The 21,843-nt window shown below is 34.8% G+C and carries 20 protein-coding genes; 11 read left to right on the top strand and 9 right to left on the bottom strand.

The window, feature by feature from the left end:
• The first annotated feature begins 52 nt into the window (after positions 1-52).
• Both PSU83_RS04980 and PSU83_RS04975 read left to right on the top strand, forming a co-directional pair.
• Entirely contained in the window at positions 53-619 is a 567-nt protein-coding gene (locus tag PSU83_RS04980; protein ID WP_300587373.1) for a DUF3575 domain-containing protein, read from the top strand.
• 12 nt (positions 620-631) lie between these two features.
• On the top strand, positions 632-1,213 hold the full coding sequence (locus PSU83_RS04975) for a hypothetical protein (protein WP_300587371.1): 582 nt from the start codon (positions 632-634) through the stop codon (positions 1,211-1,213).
• Positions 1,214-1,215: 2 nt separating this feature from the next.
• Here the strand turns inward: PSU83_RS04975 and PSU83_RS04970 are convergent, their stop codons facing one another.
• Positions 1,216-1,881, bottom strand: coding sequence for a uracil-DNA glycosylase (locus PSU83_RS04970; RefSeq protein WP_300587369.1), 666 nt, complete (start codon positions 1,879-1,881; stop codon positions 1,216-1,218).
• An 84-nt stretch (positions 1,882-1,965) separates the two neighbouring features.
• Here PSU83_RS04970 and PSU83_RS04965 point away from each other — a divergent pair, with 84 nt between their 5' ends.
• From PSU83_RS04965 to PSU83_RS04955, 3 genes are all read left to right on the top strand, one after another.
• On the top strand, positions 1,966-4,134 hold the full coding sequence (locus PSU83_RS04965) for a DNA mismatch repair protein MutS (RefSeq protein ID WP_300587367.1): 2,169 nt from the start codon (positions 1,966-1,968) through the stop codon (positions 4,132-4,134).
• Between the two features lie 5 nt (positions 4,135-4,139).
• Positions 4,140-4,562, top strand: coding sequence for a DCC1-like thiol-disulfide oxidoreductase family protein (locus PSU83_RS04960; protein ID WP_300587365.1), 423 nt, complete (start codon positions 4,140-4,142; stop codon positions 4,560-4,562).
• Between the two features lie 62 nt (positions 4,563-4,624).
• On the top strand, positions 4,625-4,762 hold the full coding sequence (locus tag PSU83_RS04955; protein WP_300587363.1) for a hypothetical protein: 138 nt from the start codon (positions 4,625-4,627) through the stop codon (positions 4,760-4,762).
• A 42-nt stretch (positions 4,763-4,804) separates the two neighbouring features.
• On the opposite strand, the gene PSU83_RS04950 is transcribed toward PSU83_RS04955, so the two are convergent.
• The 3 genes from PSU83_RS04950 to aroC all read right to left on the bottom strand — a co-directional run bounded on the left by PSU83_RS04950 (position 4,805) and on the right by aroC (position 8,949).
• Positions 4,805-6,448, bottom strand: a complete 1,644-nt coding sequence (locus tag PSU83_RS04950) for a T9SS type A sorting domain-containing protein (RefSeq protein ID WP_300587361.1) — start codon at positions 6,446-6,448, stop codon at positions 4,805-4,807.
• Between the two features lie 67 nt (positions 6,449-6,515).
• On the bottom strand, positions 6,516-7,772 hold the full coding sequence (locus PSU83_RS04945; protein WP_300587359.1) for a cation:dicarboxylase symporter family transporter: 1,257 nt from the start codon (positions 7,770-7,772) through the stop codon (positions 6,516-6,518).
• Between the two features lie 106 nt (positions 7,773-7,878).
• Positions 7,879-8,949 (bottom strand): chorismate synthase, encoded by a 1,071-nt coding sequence (gene aroC / locus PSU83_RS04940; protein ID WP_300587356.1) that lies wholly within the window; start codon positions 8,947-8,949, stop codon positions 7,879-7,881.
• A gap of 288 nt (positions 8,950-9,237) precedes the next feature.
• Between aroC and PSU83_RS04935 the strand changes: the two genes are divergently transcribed.
• Entirely contained in the window at positions 9,238-9,744 is a 507-nt protein-coding gene (locus PSU83_RS04935) for a hypothetical protein (RefSeq protein WP_300587354.1), read from the top strand.
• Positions 9,745-9,795: 51 nt separating this feature from the next.
• Here the strand turns inward: PSU83_RS04935 and PSU83_RS04930 are convergent, their stop codons facing one another.
• Together PSU83_RS04930 and bshA are read right to left on the bottom strand one after the other, a co-directional pair.
• Positions 9,796-10,221 (bottom strand): hypothetical protein, encoded by a 426-nt coding sequence (locus PSU83_RS04930; protein ID WP_300587351.1) that lies wholly within the window; start codon positions 10,219-10,221, stop codon positions 9,796-9,798.
• Positions 10,218-11,351 (bottom strand): N-acetyl-alpha-D-glucosaminyl L-malate synthase BshA, encoded by a 1,134-nt coding sequence (gene bshA / locus PSU83_RS04925; protein ID WP_300587349.1) that lies wholly within the window; start codon positions 11,349-11,351, stop codon positions 10,218-10,220. Before bshA ends, PSU83_RS04930 begins: the two co-directional genes overlap by 4 nt.
• Before the next feature lie 223 nt (positions 11,352-11,574).
• Between bshA and PSU83_RS04920 the strand changes: the two genes are divergently transcribed.
• Both PSU83_RS04920 and PSU83_RS04915 read left to right on the top strand, forming a co-directional pair.
• The gene (locus PSU83_RS04920) at positions 11,575-13,251 is read left to right on the top strand and encodes an RluA family pseudouridine synthase (protein ID WP_300587347.1); all 1,677 of its coding nucleotides are present in this window, start codon (positions 11,575-11,577) and stop codon (positions 13,249-13,251) included.
• 43 nt (positions 13,252-13,294) lie between these two features.
• The gene (locus PSU83_RS04915; protein WP_300587345.1) at positions 13,295-14,908 is read left to right on the top strand and encodes a M1 family metallopeptidase; all 1,614 of its coding nucleotides are present in this window, start codon (positions 13,295-13,297) and stop codon (positions 14,906-14,908) included.
• Positions 14,909-14,968: 60 nt separating this feature from the next.
• Here the strand turns inward: PSU83_RS04915 and PSU83_RS04910 are convergent, their stop codons facing one another.
• Both PSU83_RS04910 and PSU83_RS04905 read right to left on the bottom strand, forming a co-directional pair.
• A complete protein-coding gene (locus PSU83_RS04910) occupies positions 14,969-16,009 on the bottom strand; it encodes an AMP-binding protein (protein WP_300587343.1) in 1,041 nt (346 codons plus the stop codon).
• Positions 16,002-16,937, bottom strand: a complete 936-nt coding sequence (locus PSU83_RS04905; protein ID WP_300587341.1) for a type II CAAX endopeptidase family protein — start codon at positions 16,935-16,937, stop codon at positions 16,002-16,004. Before PSU83_RS04905 ends, PSU83_RS04910 begins: the two co-directional genes overlap by 8 nt.
• 71 nt (positions 16,938-17,008) lie before the next feature.
• Here PSU83_RS04905 and PSU83_RS04900 point away from each other — a divergent pair, with 71 nt between their 5' ends.
• The gene (locus PSU83_RS04900; protein ID WP_300587339.1) at positions 17,009-17,353 is read left to right on the top strand and encodes an ArsC/Spx/MgsR family protein; all 345 of its coding nucleotides are present in this window, start codon (positions 17,009-17,011) and stop codon (positions 17,351-17,353) included.
• 89 nt (positions 17,354-17,442) lie between these two features.
• Complete coding sequence (locus tag PSU83_RS04895; protein ID WP_300587337.1) at positions 17,443-19,881, top strand: TonB-dependent receptor; 2,439 nt, start codon at positions 17,443-17,445, stop codon at positions 19,879-19,881.
• Between the two features lie 55 nt (positions 19,882-19,936).
• Here PSU83_RS04895 and PSU83_RS04890 read toward each other — a convergent pair whose 3' ends face one another.
• The gene (locus PSU83_RS04890) at positions 19,937-20,110 is read right to left on the bottom strand and encodes a hypothetical protein (RefSeq protein WP_300587335.1); all 174 of its coding nucleotides are present in this window, start codon (positions 20,108-20,110) and stop codon (positions 19,937-19,939) included.
• Between the two features lie 262 nt (positions 20,111-20,372).
• On the opposite strand from PSU83_RS04890, the gene fumC reads away from it, so the two are divergent.
• Positions 20,373-21,770: a class II fumarate hydratase gene (fumC, locus tag PSU83_RS04885; protein ID WP_300587332.1), complete on the top strand. Its 1,398-nt coding sequence runs from the start codon at positions 20,373-20,375 to the stop codon at positions 21,768-21,770.
• Positions 21,771-21,843: the final 73 nt, after the last annotated feature.

Here is a 21,843-nt window from a genome sequence, read left to right as displayed (position 1 = left end):
CGTAATTCGCAATTTTATTTACTATCTTCGTTTCGAAATAAATCAACCTCTAATGAAAAAAATTTTTAACCTATTACTCCTATTTTCATTGGCTTCACAAGCACAAGACAACACTGTTCTTGCTAATAAAAAAAATGAATTTCGGATCGATGTTTTGTCAGCAATCGTCTATGCAAAAGCAAGTTTAAGTTACGAACGCTATTTTGCCAAAGATTTTTCTACTGGTTTTAATGTGAATTTTTCCAACAGCAACAAACTTAATGATGATTTTGATAATGGATATAGAAACAACATTCCTAAGTTTGAATTCAACCCTTATATAAGATATGCTTTGTCAAAAAGTAAGTCGAGGTATTATTTTGCTGAAATCTTTGGTTCTTATAATGGTGGAGATTACAAAGAAATAATTCGTTTAACTGATAATAACATTGATTATTACACTACTAAAAAATCAAAATATACCGATATAGGTCTAGGGGGAAGTTTGGGTTACAAAATGTATTTTAAAGACAGCATCGCTTTAGAATTCATAGTAGGATTTGGTTCAAATCTTATTAATAGAGATAAAAGTCCAGATGTAATTTCAAGAGTAGGTTTAAATTTAGGGTATCGATTTTAATAAATAGAAAAGATGAAAAAATTACACTATATCGTTTTGTTTGCTGTTGCTCTTTTTGTTGCTAATTGCGATACAAATGACGACGGATTTTACAACAATGTTTTTACAGACATTCCCAATTTGGTGAGTATTGACGCGCATTCATCAACTTACAATGTTGGAGAAAAGCTATTTATTACTACTGATTTTTCAAGATATTTAAATGAAAACGGAACCACAATAGACGCTTTTAAAACTACTGGTGCAACTCAATTTGATTTTTCATATATAATTGAAAAACAAGCCACTGCAACAGTTTGGGAAGTTGTGACTGTAAATGATAACCAATTGGATATTGTTAAAGGAAGTGCTCAGAATGGTTCTTATGTTTACGGAATTTGCGACTATAACACAGTTGATGAAACGTATGAATACCGTGTCGGATTTCCGCTACTAAGTGCTGGAGCTTATCGTTTAAGTTTTGGCTACAATAGTGATGCTAAAAATTTGGTCGAATTGCGTTCTTTGAGTCCAGCTAAACGTCTTTTTTTGAATATCAATTCAACAATTACCGGTCTAGACAGTGAAGGATATTACAACTTTACGGTAAACTAGAACTACCAATTTATTGGTTGCTTTCCAATGCTTTTTAGATAGTCATTTGTTCGGCTGAACTGTTTATTTCCAAACCAAAATCCACGATTCGCACTCAAAGGCGATGGATGTCCGGTTTCTAAAACGAAATGTTTAGTCCTGTCTATTTTAGCACCTTTCTTTTTGGCAAATCCGCCCCAAAGCAGAAATACAACATTTTGATTATCCTCTGATATTTTCTGGATAACAGCATCGGTAAATCTTTCCCAACCTTGTTTTTGATGGCTTCCCGCCTCACTTTCTCGGACCGTTAAAGTAGCATTTAGCAATAAAACACCTTGATTTGCCCAACACTCCAAATTTCCTGTCTTTGGAAAGGGTTGATCCAAATCGACTTGAATTTCTTTAAAGATATTTGTTAACGATGGCGGAAAAGCAATTCCGTCATTGACAGAAAAACACAAACCATTGGCTTGTCCAAAGCCGTGATAGGGATCCTGACCAATAATAACAACTTTCACTTTATCAAATGGACAATGGTCAAAAGCAGCGAAGATTTCCGTCTTTTTTGGAAAGCAAGTTCTGGTTACATATTCATTTTTAACAAATGAAATTAACGTTTGGAAATAGGGTTTCACAAATTCGGCAGAAAGTACTTTTTCCCAAGAAGCATGAATATCACTAAACATCTTATAAAATTTTGTCAAAAATAGCATTTTCTGTGGCAATATGGATTGTATCCTTTGTAACTTTGAGCCTTACACATTCATTTAATGATTTCGATTACAGATAAAACACTACAAGATTTAGAATTCAATACCGTATTACAAACCATTTCAGAGCGCTGCAATACTGAAATTGGAAAACAAAAAGCATTAGAAATTATTCCTTTTAAAGATAAGGAATCGTTGATGAATATTTTGTTGCAAACATCGGAATATCTATCTTCTTTCTCCAATAACAATGCAATTCCGAATCATGGTTTTGATAATCTAACGCACGATATAAAATTTCTCGCAATAGAAGATAGTTTCCTCGAAGTGGGGAGCTTCAGAAAAATAGCTGCGCTTTCTGAAAGCGTGAATGTGTTGCTGTTATTTCTTAAAAAATTCCACGATTATTATCCAAAATTGAGTGAAAGAGCATCACAAGTAGAATACACCAAATATATTATCCAAAAAATTGAGGAAGTTGTCGATAAGTATGGCGAAATAAAAAACAATGCTTCTCCCGATTTAGTAAATATTAGACGCGATATGAACTTAGTTCGAGGCAAAGTCAACCAAAGTTTTGGGCAAGCGATGAGCCAATACAATTCATTAGGCTATTTGGATGAAATAAAAGAAAGTTTTGTTCAAAACAGAAGAGTGTTAGCTGTTTTGGCGATGTACAGACGAAAAGTAAAAGGCTCTATTCTCGGAAGTTCAAAAACGGGTAGTATTGCTTACATAGAACCTGAGGCTACACTCAACTACTCGAGAGAATTAAGCAATTTAGAATACGAAGAAAAAGAAGAAATTACTCGGATTTTAAAAAATTTATCCAATGACATTCGGCCATTTATAGCATTATTAAGTCAGTATCAAGAATTTCTGAGTGATGTTGATGTAGTTGCAGCTAAAGCCAAATATGCAAATAAAATTAATGCAATTTTGCCTGCTATTACAGACGAAAAGACGCTTCATTTCAGAGACGCCTTCCATCCTATTTTGTATTTGAATAATCTAGAGAAGAAAGAAAAGACATTCCCCCAGACTATTGAACTGAATACTAAAAGCCGAATTATAGTCATTTCCGGACCTAATGCAGGCGGAAAAACCATTTCGCTCAAAACAGTTGGATTGTTACAACTGATGTTGCAATGTGGAATTTTAATTCCCGTTCACGAGCGCAGTACAACGTTTTTATTTGATCGAATTTTAACGGATATCGGAGACAATCAATCTATTGAAAATCATTTAAGTACCTATAGTTATCGCTTAAAGAATATGAACTACTTTTTGAAGAAGTGTAATGCCAAAACATTGTTCTTGATCGATGAGTTTGGTACAGGTTCTGATCCAGAATTAGGTGGCGCTTTAGCAGAAATATTCTTAGAGGAATTCTATCATCGGGAAGCCTTCGGAATTATTACGACGCACTATTCAAACTTAAAAATATTGGCCAACGAGCTGCCATTTGCATCGAATGCGAATATGCTTTTTGATGAAAAATCGTTGGAACCGATGTATAAATTAATTCTAGGCCAAGCCGGAAGTTCATTCACCTTCGAAGTAGCACAAAAAAACGGAATTCCATTTGGCTTAATCAATCGTGCCAAAAAGAAAATTGAAGGCGGAAAAGTTCGTTTTGATAAAACCATTGCGACACTTCAGAAAGAGCGTTCCAAATTGGAAAAAACAGCTCTCAATTTGAAAGAAGAAGAGACAAAAGCTAGAGAAGAAGGTAAAAAAATGGAAACTATCAATACTAAAATTCAGGAGAAACTAGAACGCTATCAAGAATTGTATGATGCCAACCAGCGCCTAATTTATATGGGACAAAAGGTTGATGACATTTCAGAGAAATACTTCAATAATAAAGATAAAAAGCTGCTTATTGGAGAGTTTTTAAAAATTGTTGAAATCGAAAACTCCAAGCGTAAAAAAGCCACTGCCAAAGAACAAATAGCAAAAGAAATTATTCAGAAAAAGGTAATAGAAGAAGTCAAAGTTAAAGTTGATGAAATTCGGGTTGCTAAAAAAGAAAAGAAAATTAAAGCGCAAAAAGCAGAAGCAACTAAACCTAAAGTAATTTTAAAAATTGGCGACCGTGTAAGGATGTTTGATGGCAAAGCCGTTGGAACGATTGACAAGATTGAGAAGAATAAAGCCATAGTTAATTATGGCGTGTTTACTTCTAAAATTAGTTTGGAACAATTAGAATTTGTTCAGGCAAAATAGATCCTATGAAACTAGCGGAATTACCAACAGACAAAAAAATAATCCTCTTTGATGGCGTTTGCAATCTCTGCGATTCTATAGTACAATTTATTATCAAGCAGGATAAAAAGGATGTTTTTCGATTTGTACCGCTTCAATCTGAATTGGGTTTGAGGATTACAGAATACCTTGGTATTGATATTTCAAATGTAGACAGCATCATACTATACGAACCCAATACCGCCTACTATTACAAATCGGAAGCCGCTATTAAAATCGCACAATATATCGGAGGAATTTATAGTTTATTGTGCCTATTTTCAATCCTTCCAAAAGGAATTTCAAATTTAGTTTATGATTATATTGCCAGAAACCGATATAAATGGTTTGGAAAAAAGGAAAGCTGCATGATTCCGACACCTGCTTTATCCATCAAATTTTTGGTATGATAAATGTCATAAAGTGCTTCTGTTTATTAGAGTAACTTTGAGGAAACTTTAATATTTAGATAATGAAATTTATAAACATTGCAGCATATTCATGGGGAAACGGAGCCTTTATCATGATTGTGATTTTTGGACTAGTGATAGCAGCCTTAATTGGAGCCGTTCTTTTAATGATGAATAGTAAGGACAAAAAAAACGACTAAGATATCCTTAGTCGTTTTTTAATTCTATTTTTATAAAAAAAATTATTGCTTAACAATTTTCTTAGTAACGGTACCTGCGTCTGTACTGATTTTCATCATATAAACTCCTGTTGATAAATCACCAATAGAAACTTGACCTTCAGTTGCATTTAAACTTTGCGTTTTAACTACTCTACCATTTAAATCAGTCAGTTCAACAGCACTGATAACAGTAGTTGCATCATTAGAAATATTGATAACATTATTAGATGGATTAGGATAAACATTCAGCTTAGAAGCTAAATACTCGTTATTTTTCAATGTCTGCGTTACAACGAAATTATCAACTAGCAGTGCATGAGTTCCGACAGCGTTAAGCGGCGAAGTATTATGAAATGAGAAATAAAATGTTCCTGTAGAAGGAGCAGTAAAATTATACGTTTTTTGCACATATGCAGCATTGCTTATACCTATTTCACTACCTACTACAGTGGTTTGCGAGGCTGCTGTTTGATCTGCTCCAACAGTTAATTCATAATTTCCTGTATTTACAGATGCAGTTGCTCTATAATTTTGAATATAGTAAGAAACAATTACATTAGCGCCCGCTATAAGATTAACACCTCTTGAAAACATACGTGAGTTTGCAGCAGCAGCAGCAGGCGTAATTGATACCGCAGTATTAGCACCATCTTGAGCTAGACCTACATTGATAAACCATCCATCTCCTACAGTACTAGTACTTGCTAACCAGCCAACAAATGGTAAGGTATCGTTTTCAAAACTTTCTGTATATGTTGGGTTAACAGCGGTAAAAACAGTATTGAAAGCAAAGGGACCATTCCAATCGCTTGCGTTACCAACACTACAGTTTTTTCTAACATAAAAATCATAAACTGATGAAGAAGCTAATCCGTTAAGTGTGTAAGGAGAAGTTACATTCGGTAAATTAGTTCCCGTACCTTGAACATATCCGTATGGACCATATTCAATATCAGTAGTTCCACCAGTACTAGTAAAAGATAAAACTGCACTTGATAAAGTTGTTGTAGTCACGGCAAGATCAGTTGGTCTTGAACAAGAAACTGTTTTTCCTAGACGAGTTTCTGGTCTAAATGCAGAAGCAGTAAGAGTTGCTGGTGGTGTCGTTGCAGCAGCGGCAGCAATGGCACCAAGTAAACCTCCAGTTAATGAATTTTCACATAAAGCTGTACTAGGTATAGTAGCCAAAGGATTTGAAAAATTTTGGAAATCAAACGCTACATATAAACTACCCCCAGTGTATGTAAATGGTGAACCCCCTGCGAACGGAATATCAAAAGCACCAACAGTTGATGGTAAGGTCACAGCTGAATTGCTAACTGTAGTCATACCTGCAATTGCAGTTGCCCAAGCGGTACTTTTTGTATTAGTAACATCTGCAGTATTTTGTAAATAAATTACAATTGTACCAGTAATTCCAGCATTGTGTGCTACTGAATAATTAAATCCAAGCGAATTAACAACTGAACCTGTAGTAAATCCTGAAGCTGCCATTTCTGTGGCAGTAATTATCCAAACACTTCTTGAAGCTGGTCTTGCTCCTTGTGGCGAACGTCCATTTTGAGATGTTCCACCGTTATTTGGTAAAACGGTATAAATATCCGATTGTGCTTGGATACTTAAAGATGCTAATAGTATACCTATCAGTAAAGTAATTTTTTTCATAATACTAGTTTATTAAAGTTTTTATTCGATAGCGAATTTAGCAAACAAATTTTATATAAAAACAACTTTAACTATCTTTTTCCCATTTCCCTACGACAGAAGTTGCTAGACCATTTCCAAGTACGTTGGTGGCGCTTCTAAACATATCACAAAAATGATCAATCGGAAGGATTAAGGCTATGCCTTCAATTGGAATTTTAAACATTCCGCAAGTTGCAGCAACCACAACCAAACTAGCTCTAGGAACTCCTGCAATTCCTTTACTGGTTAGCATTAAAACCAAAAGCATCGTCATTTGGGTTCCAAAATCTAAATGAACACCATAGGCTTGTGCAATAAAAATACTTGCAAAAGTCATGTACATCATGCTTCCATCCAGATTAAAAGAATAGCCCAAGGGTAACATAAAAGACACTATTTTATCTTTCACACCAAAACGTTCTAACTCTTCAGTTAATTTTGGAAAAACTGCTTCTGAACTTGTTGTCCCAAAGGCAATTATTAGTGGACTCGTTATGTGTTTCAATAATTGTGTCATCCTGCCTTTTAAGAAAATATAACCTATTATTAGTAAAACAATCCATAAAGTAGAAATTCCAACTAAAAATGAACCAAAGAACTTAGCATAGGTAAGAAGTAATTCATTTACATCGCGAATGGCAAAAACACCTGCTATAGCTCCAAAAACTCCAAGAGGCGCGAACTTCATTACGTAGTTTACCATTTTTAAAACGATATGAGATGTCTTATCTAAAGCGTTTACAACGGGTTTAGCATAATCACCAATTGATGCTGCTGCTAAACCAAAAAAGATGGAGAAAATTACGATTTGTAAAATCTCATTGGTAGCCATAGCTTCGACAATACTTTTTGGAATAATATGTTCAATAAAATTCTGTGCTGAAAATCCGCTTGCTTTTTCTGTCAGTTCGGAAGCCGACGAAACGTCAATATTACTTAAATTCAAACCAACACCTGGTTGCAATGTATTCACCCAAAACATACCTATCAATAACGATATAAAAGATGCGGTGAAAAACCATCCCATTGCCTTTCCTCCTATTCTACCCACTGCTTTGATATCGCCTAATTTAGCTATTCCAACCACGAGTGTTGTAAAAACCAAAGGTGAAATAATCATTTGCACTAATCTAATGAAAACGGTTGCCAGCATTTTAATGTAACCACTAAATTCTTTAGCCACTTCTGCGCTGTAATTGTAATGGACAAAAATTCCTAAAAACGCCCCAAAAATCATAGCAATAAGGATTTGAACAGTAAGATTGGATAAGAACGATTTCTTTTTTGTTTCGATTGTAGTCATAAATTATGTTTTGGTTTATGCGAATCTTTAGCCCCGATAGTAGTGGAAATCCTTTTTATTTTTCTTTAAAAATAAAAAGATTGCAATGGATAGCGGGAAATAGCTTCTAATAATTAGGATTATAAGTTTTATTTAATAGGTAAAAATCAGCTAGAACTAGTGCGGCCATGGCTTCAACAATTGGCACTGCGCGTGGCACAACACATGGATCGTGTCTTCCTTTTCCTTGTTGCTCAACTAAAGTATTTTCATTGGTCAATACTTCTTGTTTTTGGATTAAAGTCGCAACCGGTTTGAAAGCAACTCTGAAATAGATATCCATTCCGTTTGAGATTCCGCCTTGTATTCCGCCCGAAAGATTGGTTTTGGTTGTTCCATCTTCATTGTATAAGTCGTTGTGTTCACTGCCTTTCATTCTGGCGCCGCAAAATCCACTTCCGAATTCAAAGCCTTTCACCGCGTTAATCGAAAGCATTGCTTTACCCAATTCGGCGTGCAATTTATCAAAAACTGGTTCGCCTAATCCAATTGGAACATTTTGCAAAACACAAGTTATGGTTCCGCCAACGGTATCGCCTTCTTTACGGATTTCTTTAATGTAGTTTTCCATCTTTTCGGCTGTAGCCAAATCGGGACAACGAACCGCATTGCTTTCTGTTAACGAGAAATCTAAAGCTTGATAAGGTTTGTCAATAAATAGTTCTCCTACAGACGACACAAAAGCATTGATTTTTATATCCGATAAAACTTGTTTAGCAATGGCTCCTGCAACTACTCGACAAGCGGTTTCACGCGCTGAACTTCTTCCGCCGCCGCGATAGTCACGAATACCGTATTTTTTTTCATAAACATAATCGGCATGACTTGGTCGGTAACTGTCTTTGATATGCGAATAATCGTCCGATTTTTGATTGGTATTTGGAATGATAAAACCGATTGGTGTACCAGTAGTTTTACCTTCAAAGATTCCTGAAAGAAACTGCACTTCATCTTCTTCTTTTCGTTGGGTTACAATAGAAGATTGTCCTGGTTTTCTGCGCTGCATTTCGGCTTGAATGGCCTTTAAATTAAGTTGGATTCCAGCAGGACAACCGTCAATAATTCCGCCTAAAGCTGCGCCGTGTGATTCGCCAAAAGTGGTGAGTTTAAAAAGAGTTCCGAAGCTGTTCCCGGCCATTATATATTGTTTTAAACAAATATAGCGTAAAGTTTAAAAGTGGAAAACATTATTATTCAAAAGTTAGCTCAGGTACTACTTCTAAAAATCCTAAATACGAATTTTAACTTATGCTTAAAGTGAAATACTTAATAATCAAGTACCTAATATTTTCTGAAGTTTGAGATATATTTTTAATTAAAAAAGGATTAGTTTACTAAGAAATTGTGTAATAATTTTGCAATATTATATAAGCATAGTGTCATGAATAATGTGAACTTTGCAGTAAACTAATTTAAAAACAAAAAAATGAAAAAAATCATTTTATCTGCTTTTATGCTAATCGGATTAGCATTTAGCGCACAGGCTCAGGACATTTCAAAGAACGCATTAGGTCTACGTTTAGGAGACAACGATGGTTTTGGTGGAGAAGTATCTTACCAAAGAGGATTGTCTAAAAACAACCGTTTAGAATTAGACTTAGGTTGGAGAAACAGCAGAGATGTTGATGCTATTAAAATTGTAGGTTTATACCAATGGGTTTGGAACATTGAAGGAGGATTTAACTGGTATGCTGGAGTTGGTGGAGGTTTAGGAAGCTGGAGCTATAATGGTCCTGGTAATCCTGATAATGACGGAGGCGTATTTTTATTGGCTGCTGGAGATATCGGTATCGAATACAACTTTAAAGAAGCACCTATCCAATTGTCGTTAGATTTTAGACCAGAGCTTTATTTGAATAACTCAGGAGATAATAAGTTTAGAGAAGATAACTTCGGTCCAGATGTCGCTCTTGGAATCCGTTACAGATTTTAATCTAACGATTATATAAAACAAAAATCCCATCTTTAGCGAGATGGGATTTTTTTATTTGATAACAATTGGTTTCTTCGAATTGATTTTTACAACACTATAAGGATAGTTGGTCGTGTCATCTTGCTGCGTTGAGTCGATGTTCTTTTGAGTATCTTTTAAATAAACTTCAATTTCTGTTGCAGTTTCTACTACCTTTTCCACCTTAACCCGATTGTAACTTTCCTTTGTTGGACCCGCATTCAGTATAAGAAAATTACTTTCCGTAATGTCTTTTGCTTTAATCATTTTACGTAAGGCTTCGTCTCCTAAAAGCATATTAATTTCTTTTGGTTCCGTTAGCGTTTCATAGAATTTTATGGTAGCTCCTCCAGTGTTTTTTACCGTTAGCACTTCATATAAAGGCCTATTGGCTGTACTTTTTGTAGAAGAACACGAATACAAAACAATAAGTACTAGTAGTGAAAGATATTTTTTCATTTAAATTTATCAATAGCTTTATGATACAATTCTTCGTATAATGGTAGAATATTTTTAATGTCAAAACGTTGTGCTACATTTAAGGCTCTTTCTCTAAAACCGGTTAAGGATTCGCCGTCTGCTAGTATCTTCAAAGCATTTTCTGCCATACTATCTACATCACCAACATCGCTAAGATAACCTGATTCTCCATCAAAATTCACTTCGGGTAAACCGCCTGAATTACTTGAAATAACCGGAACGCTCCAAGCCATAGCCTCAAGTGCAGCCAAACCAAAACTTTCGGTTTCAGATGGAAGTAAGAATAAATCAGAATACGAAAGAATCTGATCAATCTCATTACTATTCCCAAAGAAAATTACTTTGTCCGTTATTCCTAGTTCTTCACATAATTCTTCCGCTTTTTCTTTTTCGGGACCGTCGCCCACCATCATCAATTTGGCTGGAATTTTTTGTTGAATTTTATAAAATATCTTGATAATATCGGGTATGCGCTTCACTCTGCGAAAGTTACTAATATGGGTAATAATGCGCTCCTCTTTTTTTGCCATGAAAGAACGATGACAGGAAATTTGATTTTCATTTCTAATTTTATCCAATTCAATGAAATTGGGTATCACATGAATTTCTTTCTTGATCTTAAATTTACTTAGCGTTTCGTCCTTTAGATTTTGAGAAACCGAAGTGACAACATCTGATTTATTGATACTAAAAGTAACGGCCGGTTTATAGCCCGGATGGTTTCCAACCAAAGTAATATCAGTACCGTGAAGCGTCGTAATCATTGGGATAAAGATGCCTTCACTTTTCAATATCTGCTTCGCCATATAACCTGCGTAAGCGTGCGGAATAGCATAATGCACGTGCAACAATTCTATTTTATAGAGCTTGACCATATCGACCAATTTGCTGGATAATGCCAATTCATAGGGTTGATAATGGAATAAAGGATATTCGGGAACATTGACTTCGTGATAGTGAACATTAGGATTCAGTAACGCCAAACGCACTGGTTGTCGATAGGTAATAAAATGTATTTCGTGACCTTTTCGAGCCAATTCTAGTCCTAACTCTGTAGCTACTACCCCACTACCTCCAAAGGTCGGATAACATACAATGGCAATTTTCATGTGTTGTTTTTAGGATAACGAATTTAATTAATAATTACGAAGTATGAAGTACGAATTAAGATTAAATTATGAATGAAAGTAAATACGCAATAAACCTTATGAGTAATTAAGATATAGCAATTAGAAATTCCAAAATATAAGTTTTAAGTATCTTTACAGCCAATCAGCTATAAAAATTCATTGTGATAATTTATGATAATTGTGTTGAATTTAAAACAAACAAATGCCTTCAACTTTATTTCAACCTTTTAAAACGACTATTTCCGAAATTGCTTTACCGGAAAAATTTACTTATCCATTTCATTACCAACCCCATCGATTAAGCGTTATTGCCTGTGAGGAATTGCAAGAATACCTTGAATCTCAAACTGATTTTATACATAATTTTGGTTTGGATAAATGGGTGCAAGAAAATGCTATGGGTAAGATGTTTGGAGTAGTGGTAGTTCAAAATACTGCCGGCGAATTAGGCTATCTGTGCGCTTTTTCAGGAAAATTAGCCGATCAAAATCATTTACCCAATTTTGTCCCAACAGTTTTTGATATGTTAGCCGAAGATGGTTTTTTTGTAAAAGGCATAAAAGAGTTGACTGTAATTAATTCTAAAGTAGCTGTAGTAGAAAATAATCCAGATTATAATCGATTAAAAGAAAAAATTCAACAGGAAACTACTTTGATTTTAGAGCGATTGGCGCTTGAAAAATCAAAGATGAGTGAAGCAAAGAAATTTCGAAAAGTGCAAAGAAAAAATGCTCAATTAGAAAGTACTGATAGCGCTAGTTTGGAAAAATTGATGAATGAATTGGTTCGAGAAAGTTTAAAAGATAAATTCCTATTTAGAGAACTAAACGAATATTTAGAAACTAATCTTACCGAAATTAAAGAAAAATTAAACCCATTTTCGAACAAAATCAATCAGCTCAAAGAAGAACGCAAACAAAAATCAGCAAAATTGCAGCAACAATTATTTTCCGAATATGCTTTTCTAAATCAATATCAAGATTTGAAAAGTTTGGAAGCACTATTCAACGGAAATCCACCTGCTGGAGCTGGAGAATGTGCTGCTCCTAAACTTTTGCATTATGCATTTCAACATAATTTGAAACCGATTTCGATGGCTGAATTTTGGTGGGGACAGTCTCCAAAATCCGAGATTAGAACCCACAAACAGTATTATCCAGCATGCACTGGAAAGTGTGAACCCATTTTAAAACACATGCTTAAAGATATTGTGATGGATGAAAATCCATTCGGAATAAATCTTGCCGAAGAAAAAGAACTTGAAATGGTTTTTGAAGATGAGCATCTAGCGGTTGTCAATAAACCCGCTGGGTTTTTATCCGTTCCTGGAAAACAAGTTACCGATTCCGTTTACACTCGAATGAAAGCGCTTTTTCCAAATGCAAGCGGACCACTAGTTGTACATCGTTTAGATATGGCGACTTCTGGTTTACTTTTAATTGCCAAAACGAGTGAAATTCATAAAAATTTACAATCACAATTCATTAAAAGAAAAATACAAAAACGCTATGTAGCCTTGCTTGACGGTTTATTAACAGAGGAAAACGGATTTATAAATTTACCCTTACGTACTGATTTTGATAATCGCCCCAATCAAATGGTTTGCTACGAATATGGAAAACCAGCGCAGACGAAATGGAAAACAATAGAACTACGGAATAACAAAACGCTGGTTTATTTTTATCCTGTTACTGGCAGAACACATCAGTTAAGAGTTCATGCTGCACACACTTTAGGCTTGAATCTTCCAATTGTTGGTGATGCTATGTATGGTAACAGAAGTAATCGATTGTATTTACATGCCGAAAGCATTACATTTAATCATCCCATTTCACTGAAAAACATCACCGTTAAGGTCAAAGCTAATTTTGATTGGTAACAAAAATAGCTGTTACGCTACTTATTGCCTAAAGTATTCACTTATGAAACATTTTTTTAGAATTGCACTTTTTTTATTAGGAACACAGTTTATAAATGCACAAAAATTTACTAGAAAAGATTCGCTTCAAGGCGGTTTACATCAAGAAAGAACTTGCTTTGATGTGTTGCGTTATGATTTAAATATTAAAGTTAATCCTGATGAAAGAAGTATTGTTGGCTACAACAACATCACGTTTAAAGTGGTTACCAATACTTCAAAAATCCAATTGGATTTATTTGATAACCTTCAAATTGACAGCCTTGTTTTCAATTCGAAAAAACTCCAATACAAACGCGAATTTAATGCCGTATTTATCGATTTTCCGGAAGTTTTAAAGGTAAATTCAGAACAAAGTTTGTTCTTTTATTATTCAGGAAAACCTACAGTTGCTAAAAATGCACCTTGGGATGGCGGTTTTATTTTCAAGAAAGACCGAAATGGTAAACCATGGATTGCAGTAGCTTGTCAAGGCGTTGGAGCTAGTATTTTTTATCCTGTAAAAGATTCGCAAAGCGATGAACCCGATTATGGAGCCACAATAAAAGTAGCCGTTCCCAATGGTTTAATGAATGTATCCAATGGAAGATTAACGGGTAGCGAAGATTTAAAAAATGGTTACACTCGTTGGGATTGGGAAGTTAAAAATCCGATAAACACCTATTCAATTACCATTAATATTGGAGATTATATAAACATTCATGAGAACTATAAAGGCCTTGATTTGGATTATTACGTATTGCGAGATAATGAAACTGCAGCCCGAATTCAATTTGAAGAAGTAAAACCTATGATGGATTGTTTCCAAAGTAAATTTGGCACGTATCCTTTTACTAATGACAGCTATAAATTAGTAGAAACTCCTTATTTAGGTATGGAACATCAAAGTGCTGTTGCTTATGGAAATAAGTTTATAAAAGGGTATTTAGGAAGTGACAGAACTGGAACTGGAATTGGACTACTATTTGACTATATAATCATTCACGAAACGGGCCACGAATGGTTTGGAAATAGCATAAGTTCAAAAGACATTGCTGATATGTGGATTCATGAAAGATTTACCACCTACAGCGAAGCCGTATATGTAGAATGTCAATATGGATATGAAAAAGGCCAAACTTACGTGAACGGACTCAAACGAAATGTGGGTAATGAAACTCCAATTATCGGACCTTTCGGAGTGAACACAGAAGGCTCTGGAGACATGTATGATAAAGGAGCCTTGTTTTTAAACACTTTACGACATGTTGTAAATGATGATGCCAAATGGTGGAAAATGCTATTGAACTATTCTGAAACGTTCCGACATAAAATAATTGATACAGAAAACGTGATTACTTTTTTTAATACCGAATCCAAAATGGATTTAACTCCCGTTTTTGATCAGTATTTGAGACATATTGCAATTCCCAAACTTGAATTGCGAATTAACAAAGGTAAACTCCAATCGCGTTGGATTGCAGATGAAGTTAAATTCAATATGCCTGTAGATGTAAAAATTAATGGAAAGAAGATAAGAATAAATCCTACTACAAAATGGACTCCATCAAAATTTAAAGTAAAATCTATTGAATCTATTGAACTGATGACCAATGATTTTTATATTAATATTGATTAATGTAAAAACAAACGACACTATTATTTAAATAAAAAACGTCCCAATACTGGGACGTTTTTATTATTTCAAAGTTTCTTTTCTCATAATTTTTCCGTTTGGCGTTTCCTTAAACTTAGGAATGAAAATAATTTCTTTAGGTTTCTCATACTTATCAAGCTCATCATAAAGTGTGGTATCAAATTCGTGTTTTTCACCTTCAATTACCAAAACTACTTTTTCACCTAATTCATTATCCGGTTTGGATGCAATAAAAAAGCGTTCGGTGATTTTACCAGCGAGCTTCTCTTCTATTTGCTCTGGAATCAATTTTATTCCGCCGCTATTAATTATTGTATCAAATCTTCCAATGAATATAAATTGGTTTTCATTTAACAATTCTACAATATCATTGGTAACGATAATTTCTTCAGAAATTCTTGGCGCATGAATCACCAAACAATTCCTATCGTCATAGGATATAGTAACATTTGGTAAAACCGTAAATGCTTTTTCTCCTAATTTTCTAGCAGCAATGTGCGTAATGGTTTCGGTCATGCCATAAGTCTCATAGACTTCCGTTGGAAGTTTCAACAATTGTTTTTCCAAATTTTTATTTACGGCTGCGCCACCAACGATCATCTTTTTTACTTTTTGCAATTCCGTAATAGAGTTTTGGGCTTGCAACGGCACCATAGCCACAAAATCATAATGAACTTCATTGTTATGTAATGGATGTGAACTTGGCGCTACAAAATCTAAATCTAGACCTAGAATCATAGCCCGAACCAACATCATTTTCCCCGCTACATATTTAACCGGTAAGCATTGCAATGCTCTGTTTCCTGGATTCAATTCAAAAAAATCTCCAGTAGCCAGAGCCGATTCGACCATCGCTTGCTTACTTACCGATATCATCTTTGGAATTCCAGTGGATCCCGAAGTCTGCATTTCGATATAGTTTTTACTATCAAACCAATCCAAAAGAAAATCTCCAACGGGTTTTTCAAAATCTTCACCTTCTTTTATAAAACTATAAGCTACGCGGCATAAATCTTCTCTGTCAAGATGAAATCCATTCAGTTTGAATAGATTGTGTACATTTTCATAAGTGGGGCTATTCATAGTTCTCAATTTTTATTTTAGTAGCGGGTTTATCAACTTTTCCTGTTAAACGTTGTCGCCAGTTGTTCCATTTGTATTTTTTTGCCATAATAAAAAGAATTGTTGGATATACTATCAAAATAGAAATTATCATTTCGGTAAGCATATCTGCGCTGTTTTCTTTTCCAGTATATTTAAATAAAGCATCCGTTTGCAACGCAGAATAGTTTGTCGTTATTAGTATAGCTGCCATAAGATTGTTTCCAAAATGAAATCCCAATGCCAATTCCATTCCTTCATCCATCAAAGTCATAATTCCTAATAGAAATCCGGTTCCGATATAGAACACCATTACGCCATAACCCATTTCCGCTACTTCGGGATTGGCACTGTGCAATAATCCAAAAAAAACCGAGGTTATAATCAATGGCGTCCATCTGTTTCTTGCAACAATTCCGATTTGCTGCATAAAATATCCTCGAAAAAGATATTCTTCCAAACCTATTTGAAACGGAAAAAGAATAAGACTTAAAATTAAAAGTATCGCAAACTTGGTAGGTTGGAAATTCCAAACAATCTGCGAATTGTCCATGTAATAGGATATTCCAAAACTAAGTAGTGTAAAAAAAACGATTAGTCCAAAAGAGAAAAAGACTCTTTTCAAATCAACCTTTCTTCTTGATGTTGTTAACGAATTGATACTTCTTTCATGTAAGTTAGTCACCAATAGGAATAACAATCCCAATAAAAATGCAAAGGGTAGTAAGTTCAATATCAACGACGCAGTACTCGACATAGATTTAGCTAAATCTGTACTCTGTTTTAGTATATCCGCTGGAAGTACAAAAAACAGAATCAAATTCACAATAAAAACTCCAGCAGATAAGAGTGTGGTGACTAGCACGCGCCACCATTCATTATTTCCCTTATAGGCTTGTTCAATAAACATAAGCTTGATTTTTTTATTTCGCCTAAATTACCTATTTTCTATTAAAAACTAGTACTTTGTAAAAAAAAAAAATGCTCCAAATACTCCATAATCCAAGATGCGGTAAATCGAGAAACTGCATTGCATTCGCGAATGACTTGCAAGTACCTTTTGAAATAATTTCTTATCTTGAAAACCCATTGTCTGCATTGGATTTGGAAGTGCTGATTAAAAAGCTAGCAATCAAACCCATTGCCTTGGTTCGTCAGAAAGAATCAATTTGGATTGAAAACTACAAAGGAAAATCAGTAACGGATTCAGACATTATTCAAGCATTAGCCAAACATCCTATTCTTATTGAAAGACCCATAGTTATCAATGGTGATAAGGCTATTATCGCTAGAAAAATTGATAATTTGGCTGCTTTTCTACAATAAACAGCGACATATTTAACAAAGATTTGTGAACTGTACTTCAAAGCTCGATGTATTTTTGCACTCTTTAAGACACGTTAAATATATCGCACATGAAAAAGTTTCATTATCTATTAGCTGCAGTATTACTACTTGGCTCACTTACAGTTTTCGGGCAAGAAAGACCAGAAAGTAACAAATTTGTAATCACAGGAAAAATCATTGAAAAAACGAGTAAGATTCCGCTTGAATATGCCACGATAACATTTAAAAATACTAAAAATCCCAAATTAATCTTCGGTGGCATAACAGATAACAAAGGCGACTACAATATAGAAGTTGTTGCTGGTGTCTATGACATTACTTTAGAGTTTATTTCGTTTAAACCCACTGTTATCAGTAAAAAACAATTGGACCAACCTACAAATTTGGGAACAATTTCTCTTGAAGAAGATATAACACAACTCAACGAAGTGGTCATTAGAAGTGAAACAACAACGCTAGAAATAAAGTTAGACAAGAAAGTTTATAATGTTGGAAAAGACCTATTGGTCAAGGGCGGAACTGTGAGTGATGTTTTGGATAATATTCCTTCGGTTACCGTTGATGTAGACGGCTCGATTGCGCTACGTGGAAATGATAATGTTAGAATTTTAATTGACGGAAAACCATCAACAGCAACAAATGTAACCGATGCTTTGCGATTAATTCCTGCTGATGCTATTGACAAAGTTGAGGTAATTACAAACCCATCAGCTCGTTACGACGCAGAAGGTGGCGGTGGAATTTTGAATATCATTCTGAAAAAAGGAAAAACAAATGGCTTCAATGGAACTTTTATTGCCAATACGGGATTTCCCGATAATCACGGACTTTCTGCCAACTTGAATTACAAAACAAATGACGTCAATATCTTTACTAATCAAGGATTCAGTAACAGAAATAGTCCAGGATTCTCTAGAGTAAATACTGAATATTTTAATCCTACTGCCACTTCGCCAAAATTTATATATGAAGACCGAGAAAATGATCGGTACAACAACAATTATAATGGTGGTTTAGGGATTGAGTGGTTTATTAATGATAATACGAGTTGGACCAACGGCATAAACTACAGAAAAAGTATTGGTGCAAATATTACCTCGGCAACCTTCAATAATACTTTTCAAGATTTATCAACATCATCAAGAACCAGAAACAATCGCGATAAAAATGATGAAGACAATTTCGAGTTTAATTCTAATTTTGTAAAAAAATTCAAAAAAGAGGGTCATAAACTAAATGTCGATTTTCAAACTTCGTTCAATAATGAAACAAGCGATTCTCGAATTTTTGACACACAATTCCCAAGCGCGACTACATCCGATATTCAAAAACAAACTAGAAATTTGTTTGCAACCGATTATGTTTTACCTTTCGGAAAAGGCCTGCAGTTTGAAGCTGGATATCGCGGTGATTTTACCATACAAGATACCGATGTGAAAATTTTCGAAGATGCAGTATTAAACGATAATTTATCAAGTGTCTTACAATACAAAGAATTTGTAAATGCTTTGTATTCGCAGTTTGGATTTAAGAAAAATAAATTTTCGTTCCTTTTCGGACTTCGTTGGGAAGATTCCAATATAGAAGTAAACTTGACTGACGAGTCTAATTTTAATACTAAAAAATACAATAATTTTTTTCCTAGTGCTTTCGTAACCTACGAAATCTCAGATCAAACCAACGTATCTACAAGTTACAGCAAAAGGATAAGACGTCCCAGAGGAAGATTTTTAAATCCTTCTAGTGATTTTTCGAGTAACATTAATATTTTTCAGGGAAATCCCGACTTGAATCCGGCAATTACCGATGCCCTTGAAGCTGGATTTTTAACTAAATTTGGAAAGAAAATTACATTTAATACTTCTGCTTATGTAAATAAAACAAGTGATGTATTCAATTTTGTACGAAGAGAGTCGGGTGATTTTACTTCAGATGGTACGCCAATTATTCTATTTTCACCCGTAAATATTGCGACAGAATATCGTGCAGGTTTAGAAATTACCCTAAATTATACGCCGTTCAAATGGTGGCGTTTGAACTCCAACTTTAATTTCTTTAGTATTGAAACCCAAGGTGATTTCTCTTACGTAGATTTTAATGGTGATACACAGGTGCAAGATTTGAATAACAAAGCTACTTCCTGGTTTACACGTTTAAATTCAAAAGTTACGTTACCGTATAAAATAGACTGGCAAACTAATATGTTCTATGAAGGCGATCAGAAAAATGCACAGGGTAGCAGAAAAGGAATTTTCTCGACCAATCTCGCATTTAGCAAAGATATTTTGAAAGATAAAGCCACAATTGCTTTTAATGTTAGTGATTTATTTAATTCTAGAATTCGTAAAAATGAAACGCTAATCCCAGGCTCATTCAACTCTACATCTGAATTTCAATGGCGAGCAAGACAATACACTTTATCATTTACGTACCGATTTAACAAAAAGAAAAACGAAAGAGAACGCAAAAGCAATCAGGAATATGATGGCGGCGATTTTCCAGGATAATACAAATAAAAAAAGCCCCGAATTTCGGGGCTTTTTTGTAGACAAAAAGTTTAATCTAAACCGTTTGTTTTGCGTCTCTTTCCGCTTTTTTCTCTTGTAAAAATTCTTTAACACCACCAAAAATCCAATAAGGAACGATGAAAGTGATTAAGAAAATCATTAGCCAAAAACCAATGGTTAAAATACTCAAGAAAGCTAAGAAACCTAAATACTGTGAAAATTCAAACATGTTTTCCGGAATTTTTTGAATTATAGGCAAATGTAAGGGGAATATTTCTCCTATCCAAAAACAAAATCGATTTTTATTAACTACTTTTTATCCTTAAATTTGGGGTGAATTTTATGAAGCTATTTCCCGCTATCCGTTGCAATCTTTTCATTGCTTTCTGAACCTGAGCACTTTTGAATGTACTCTTCTGCAAAGCAATAAAAAGGATTTCCACTGCTATCGGGGCTAATACGAACTACTTATTAACATATATAAATACACAATGGAATACAGAATTGAAAAAGACACGATGGGTGAAGTTAAAGTTCCTGCCGACAAGTATTGGGGCGCACAAACAGAGCGTTCCCGAAATAACTTTAAAATCGGTCCATCAGCATCAATGCCCAAAGAAATCATTGAAGGTTTTGCTTACCTAAAAAAAGCGGCGGCTTATGCCAACTGCGATTTAGGAGTACTTTCAACCGAAAAACGCGACGCCATTGGAGCCGTTTGTGACGAAATCCTTGCCGGAAAATTAGTAGACGAATTTCCATTGGTAATTTGGCAAACGGGCTCTGGAACGCAAAGTAATATGAACGTGAATGAAGTGATTGCAAATCGGTCACAAGTTTTAGCTGGATTTAAAATTGGCGAAGGCGAACAATTAGTAAAAGCGAATGACGACGTAAACAAATCACAATCTTCAAACGATACATTCCCCACAGGAATGCACATCGCCTGTTATAAAGCGGTTGTAGAAAATACCATTCCCGGAGTTGAAAAACTGCGCGATACCTTAGATAAAAAATCTAAAGAGTTTATGAATGTCGTTAAAATTGGAAGAACTCATTTGATGGACGCGACGCCATTGACCTTAGGTCAGGAAATTTCAGGTTATGTCGCGCAATTGAGCTATGGCATAAAAGCCTTAAAAAATACGTTAGCGCATTTATCAGAAGTAGCTTTAGGCGGAACTGCCGTAGGAACTGGATTAAATACGCCAATTGGCTATGATGTAAAAGTCGCCGAATACATTGCCAAATTTACGGGACATCCCTTTGTGACAGCACCAAATAAGTTTGAGGCATTGGCTTCTCATGATGCAATTGTTGAAGCGCATGGCGCTTTAAAACAATTGGCGGTTTCTTTAAACAAAATTGCAAATGATGTTCGTATGCTAGCTTCTGGACCACGATCTGGAATCGGAGAAATTATTATTCCTGAAAATGAGCCGGGTTCATCTATTATGCCTGGAAAAGTTAATCCAACACAATGCGAAGCGTTAACTATGGTTTGTGCGCAAATTATGGGTAATGATGTAGCAATTTCAGTTAGCGGAATGCAAGGTCATTACGAATTGAATGTTTTCAAACCAGTTATGGCGGCTAACTTTTTACAATCGGCACACTTATTAGGCGATGCTTGTGTTTCATTCGAAGAACATTGCGCTAGTGGAATTGAGCCAAATTACACCCGTATTAAGGAATTGGTTGATAATTCACTAATGCTTGTAACGGCTCTAAATACTAAGATTGGATATTACAAATCAGCTGAAATTGCACAAACAGCGCATAAAAACGGCACTACTTTGAAAGAAGAAGCCGTTCGTTTAGGTTATGTTACTTCAGAAGATTTTGATGCTTGGGTAAAACCAGAAGATATGGTAGGAAGTTTGAAATAGTTCAAATAGAAAATATAGTTTAAATAAAAAATCCCGCTAATTGCGGGATTTTTCGATCTGTCAAAATCAAACA

The organism is Flavobacterium sp. (genome assembly GCF_029945805.1).
In the GTDB taxonomy this organism is placed as follows: Bacteria; Bacteroidota; Bacteroidia; order Flavobacteriales; family Flavobacteriaceae; genus Flavobacterium.
This window is presented reverse-complemented; position numbering and strand designations above follow the sequence as displayed.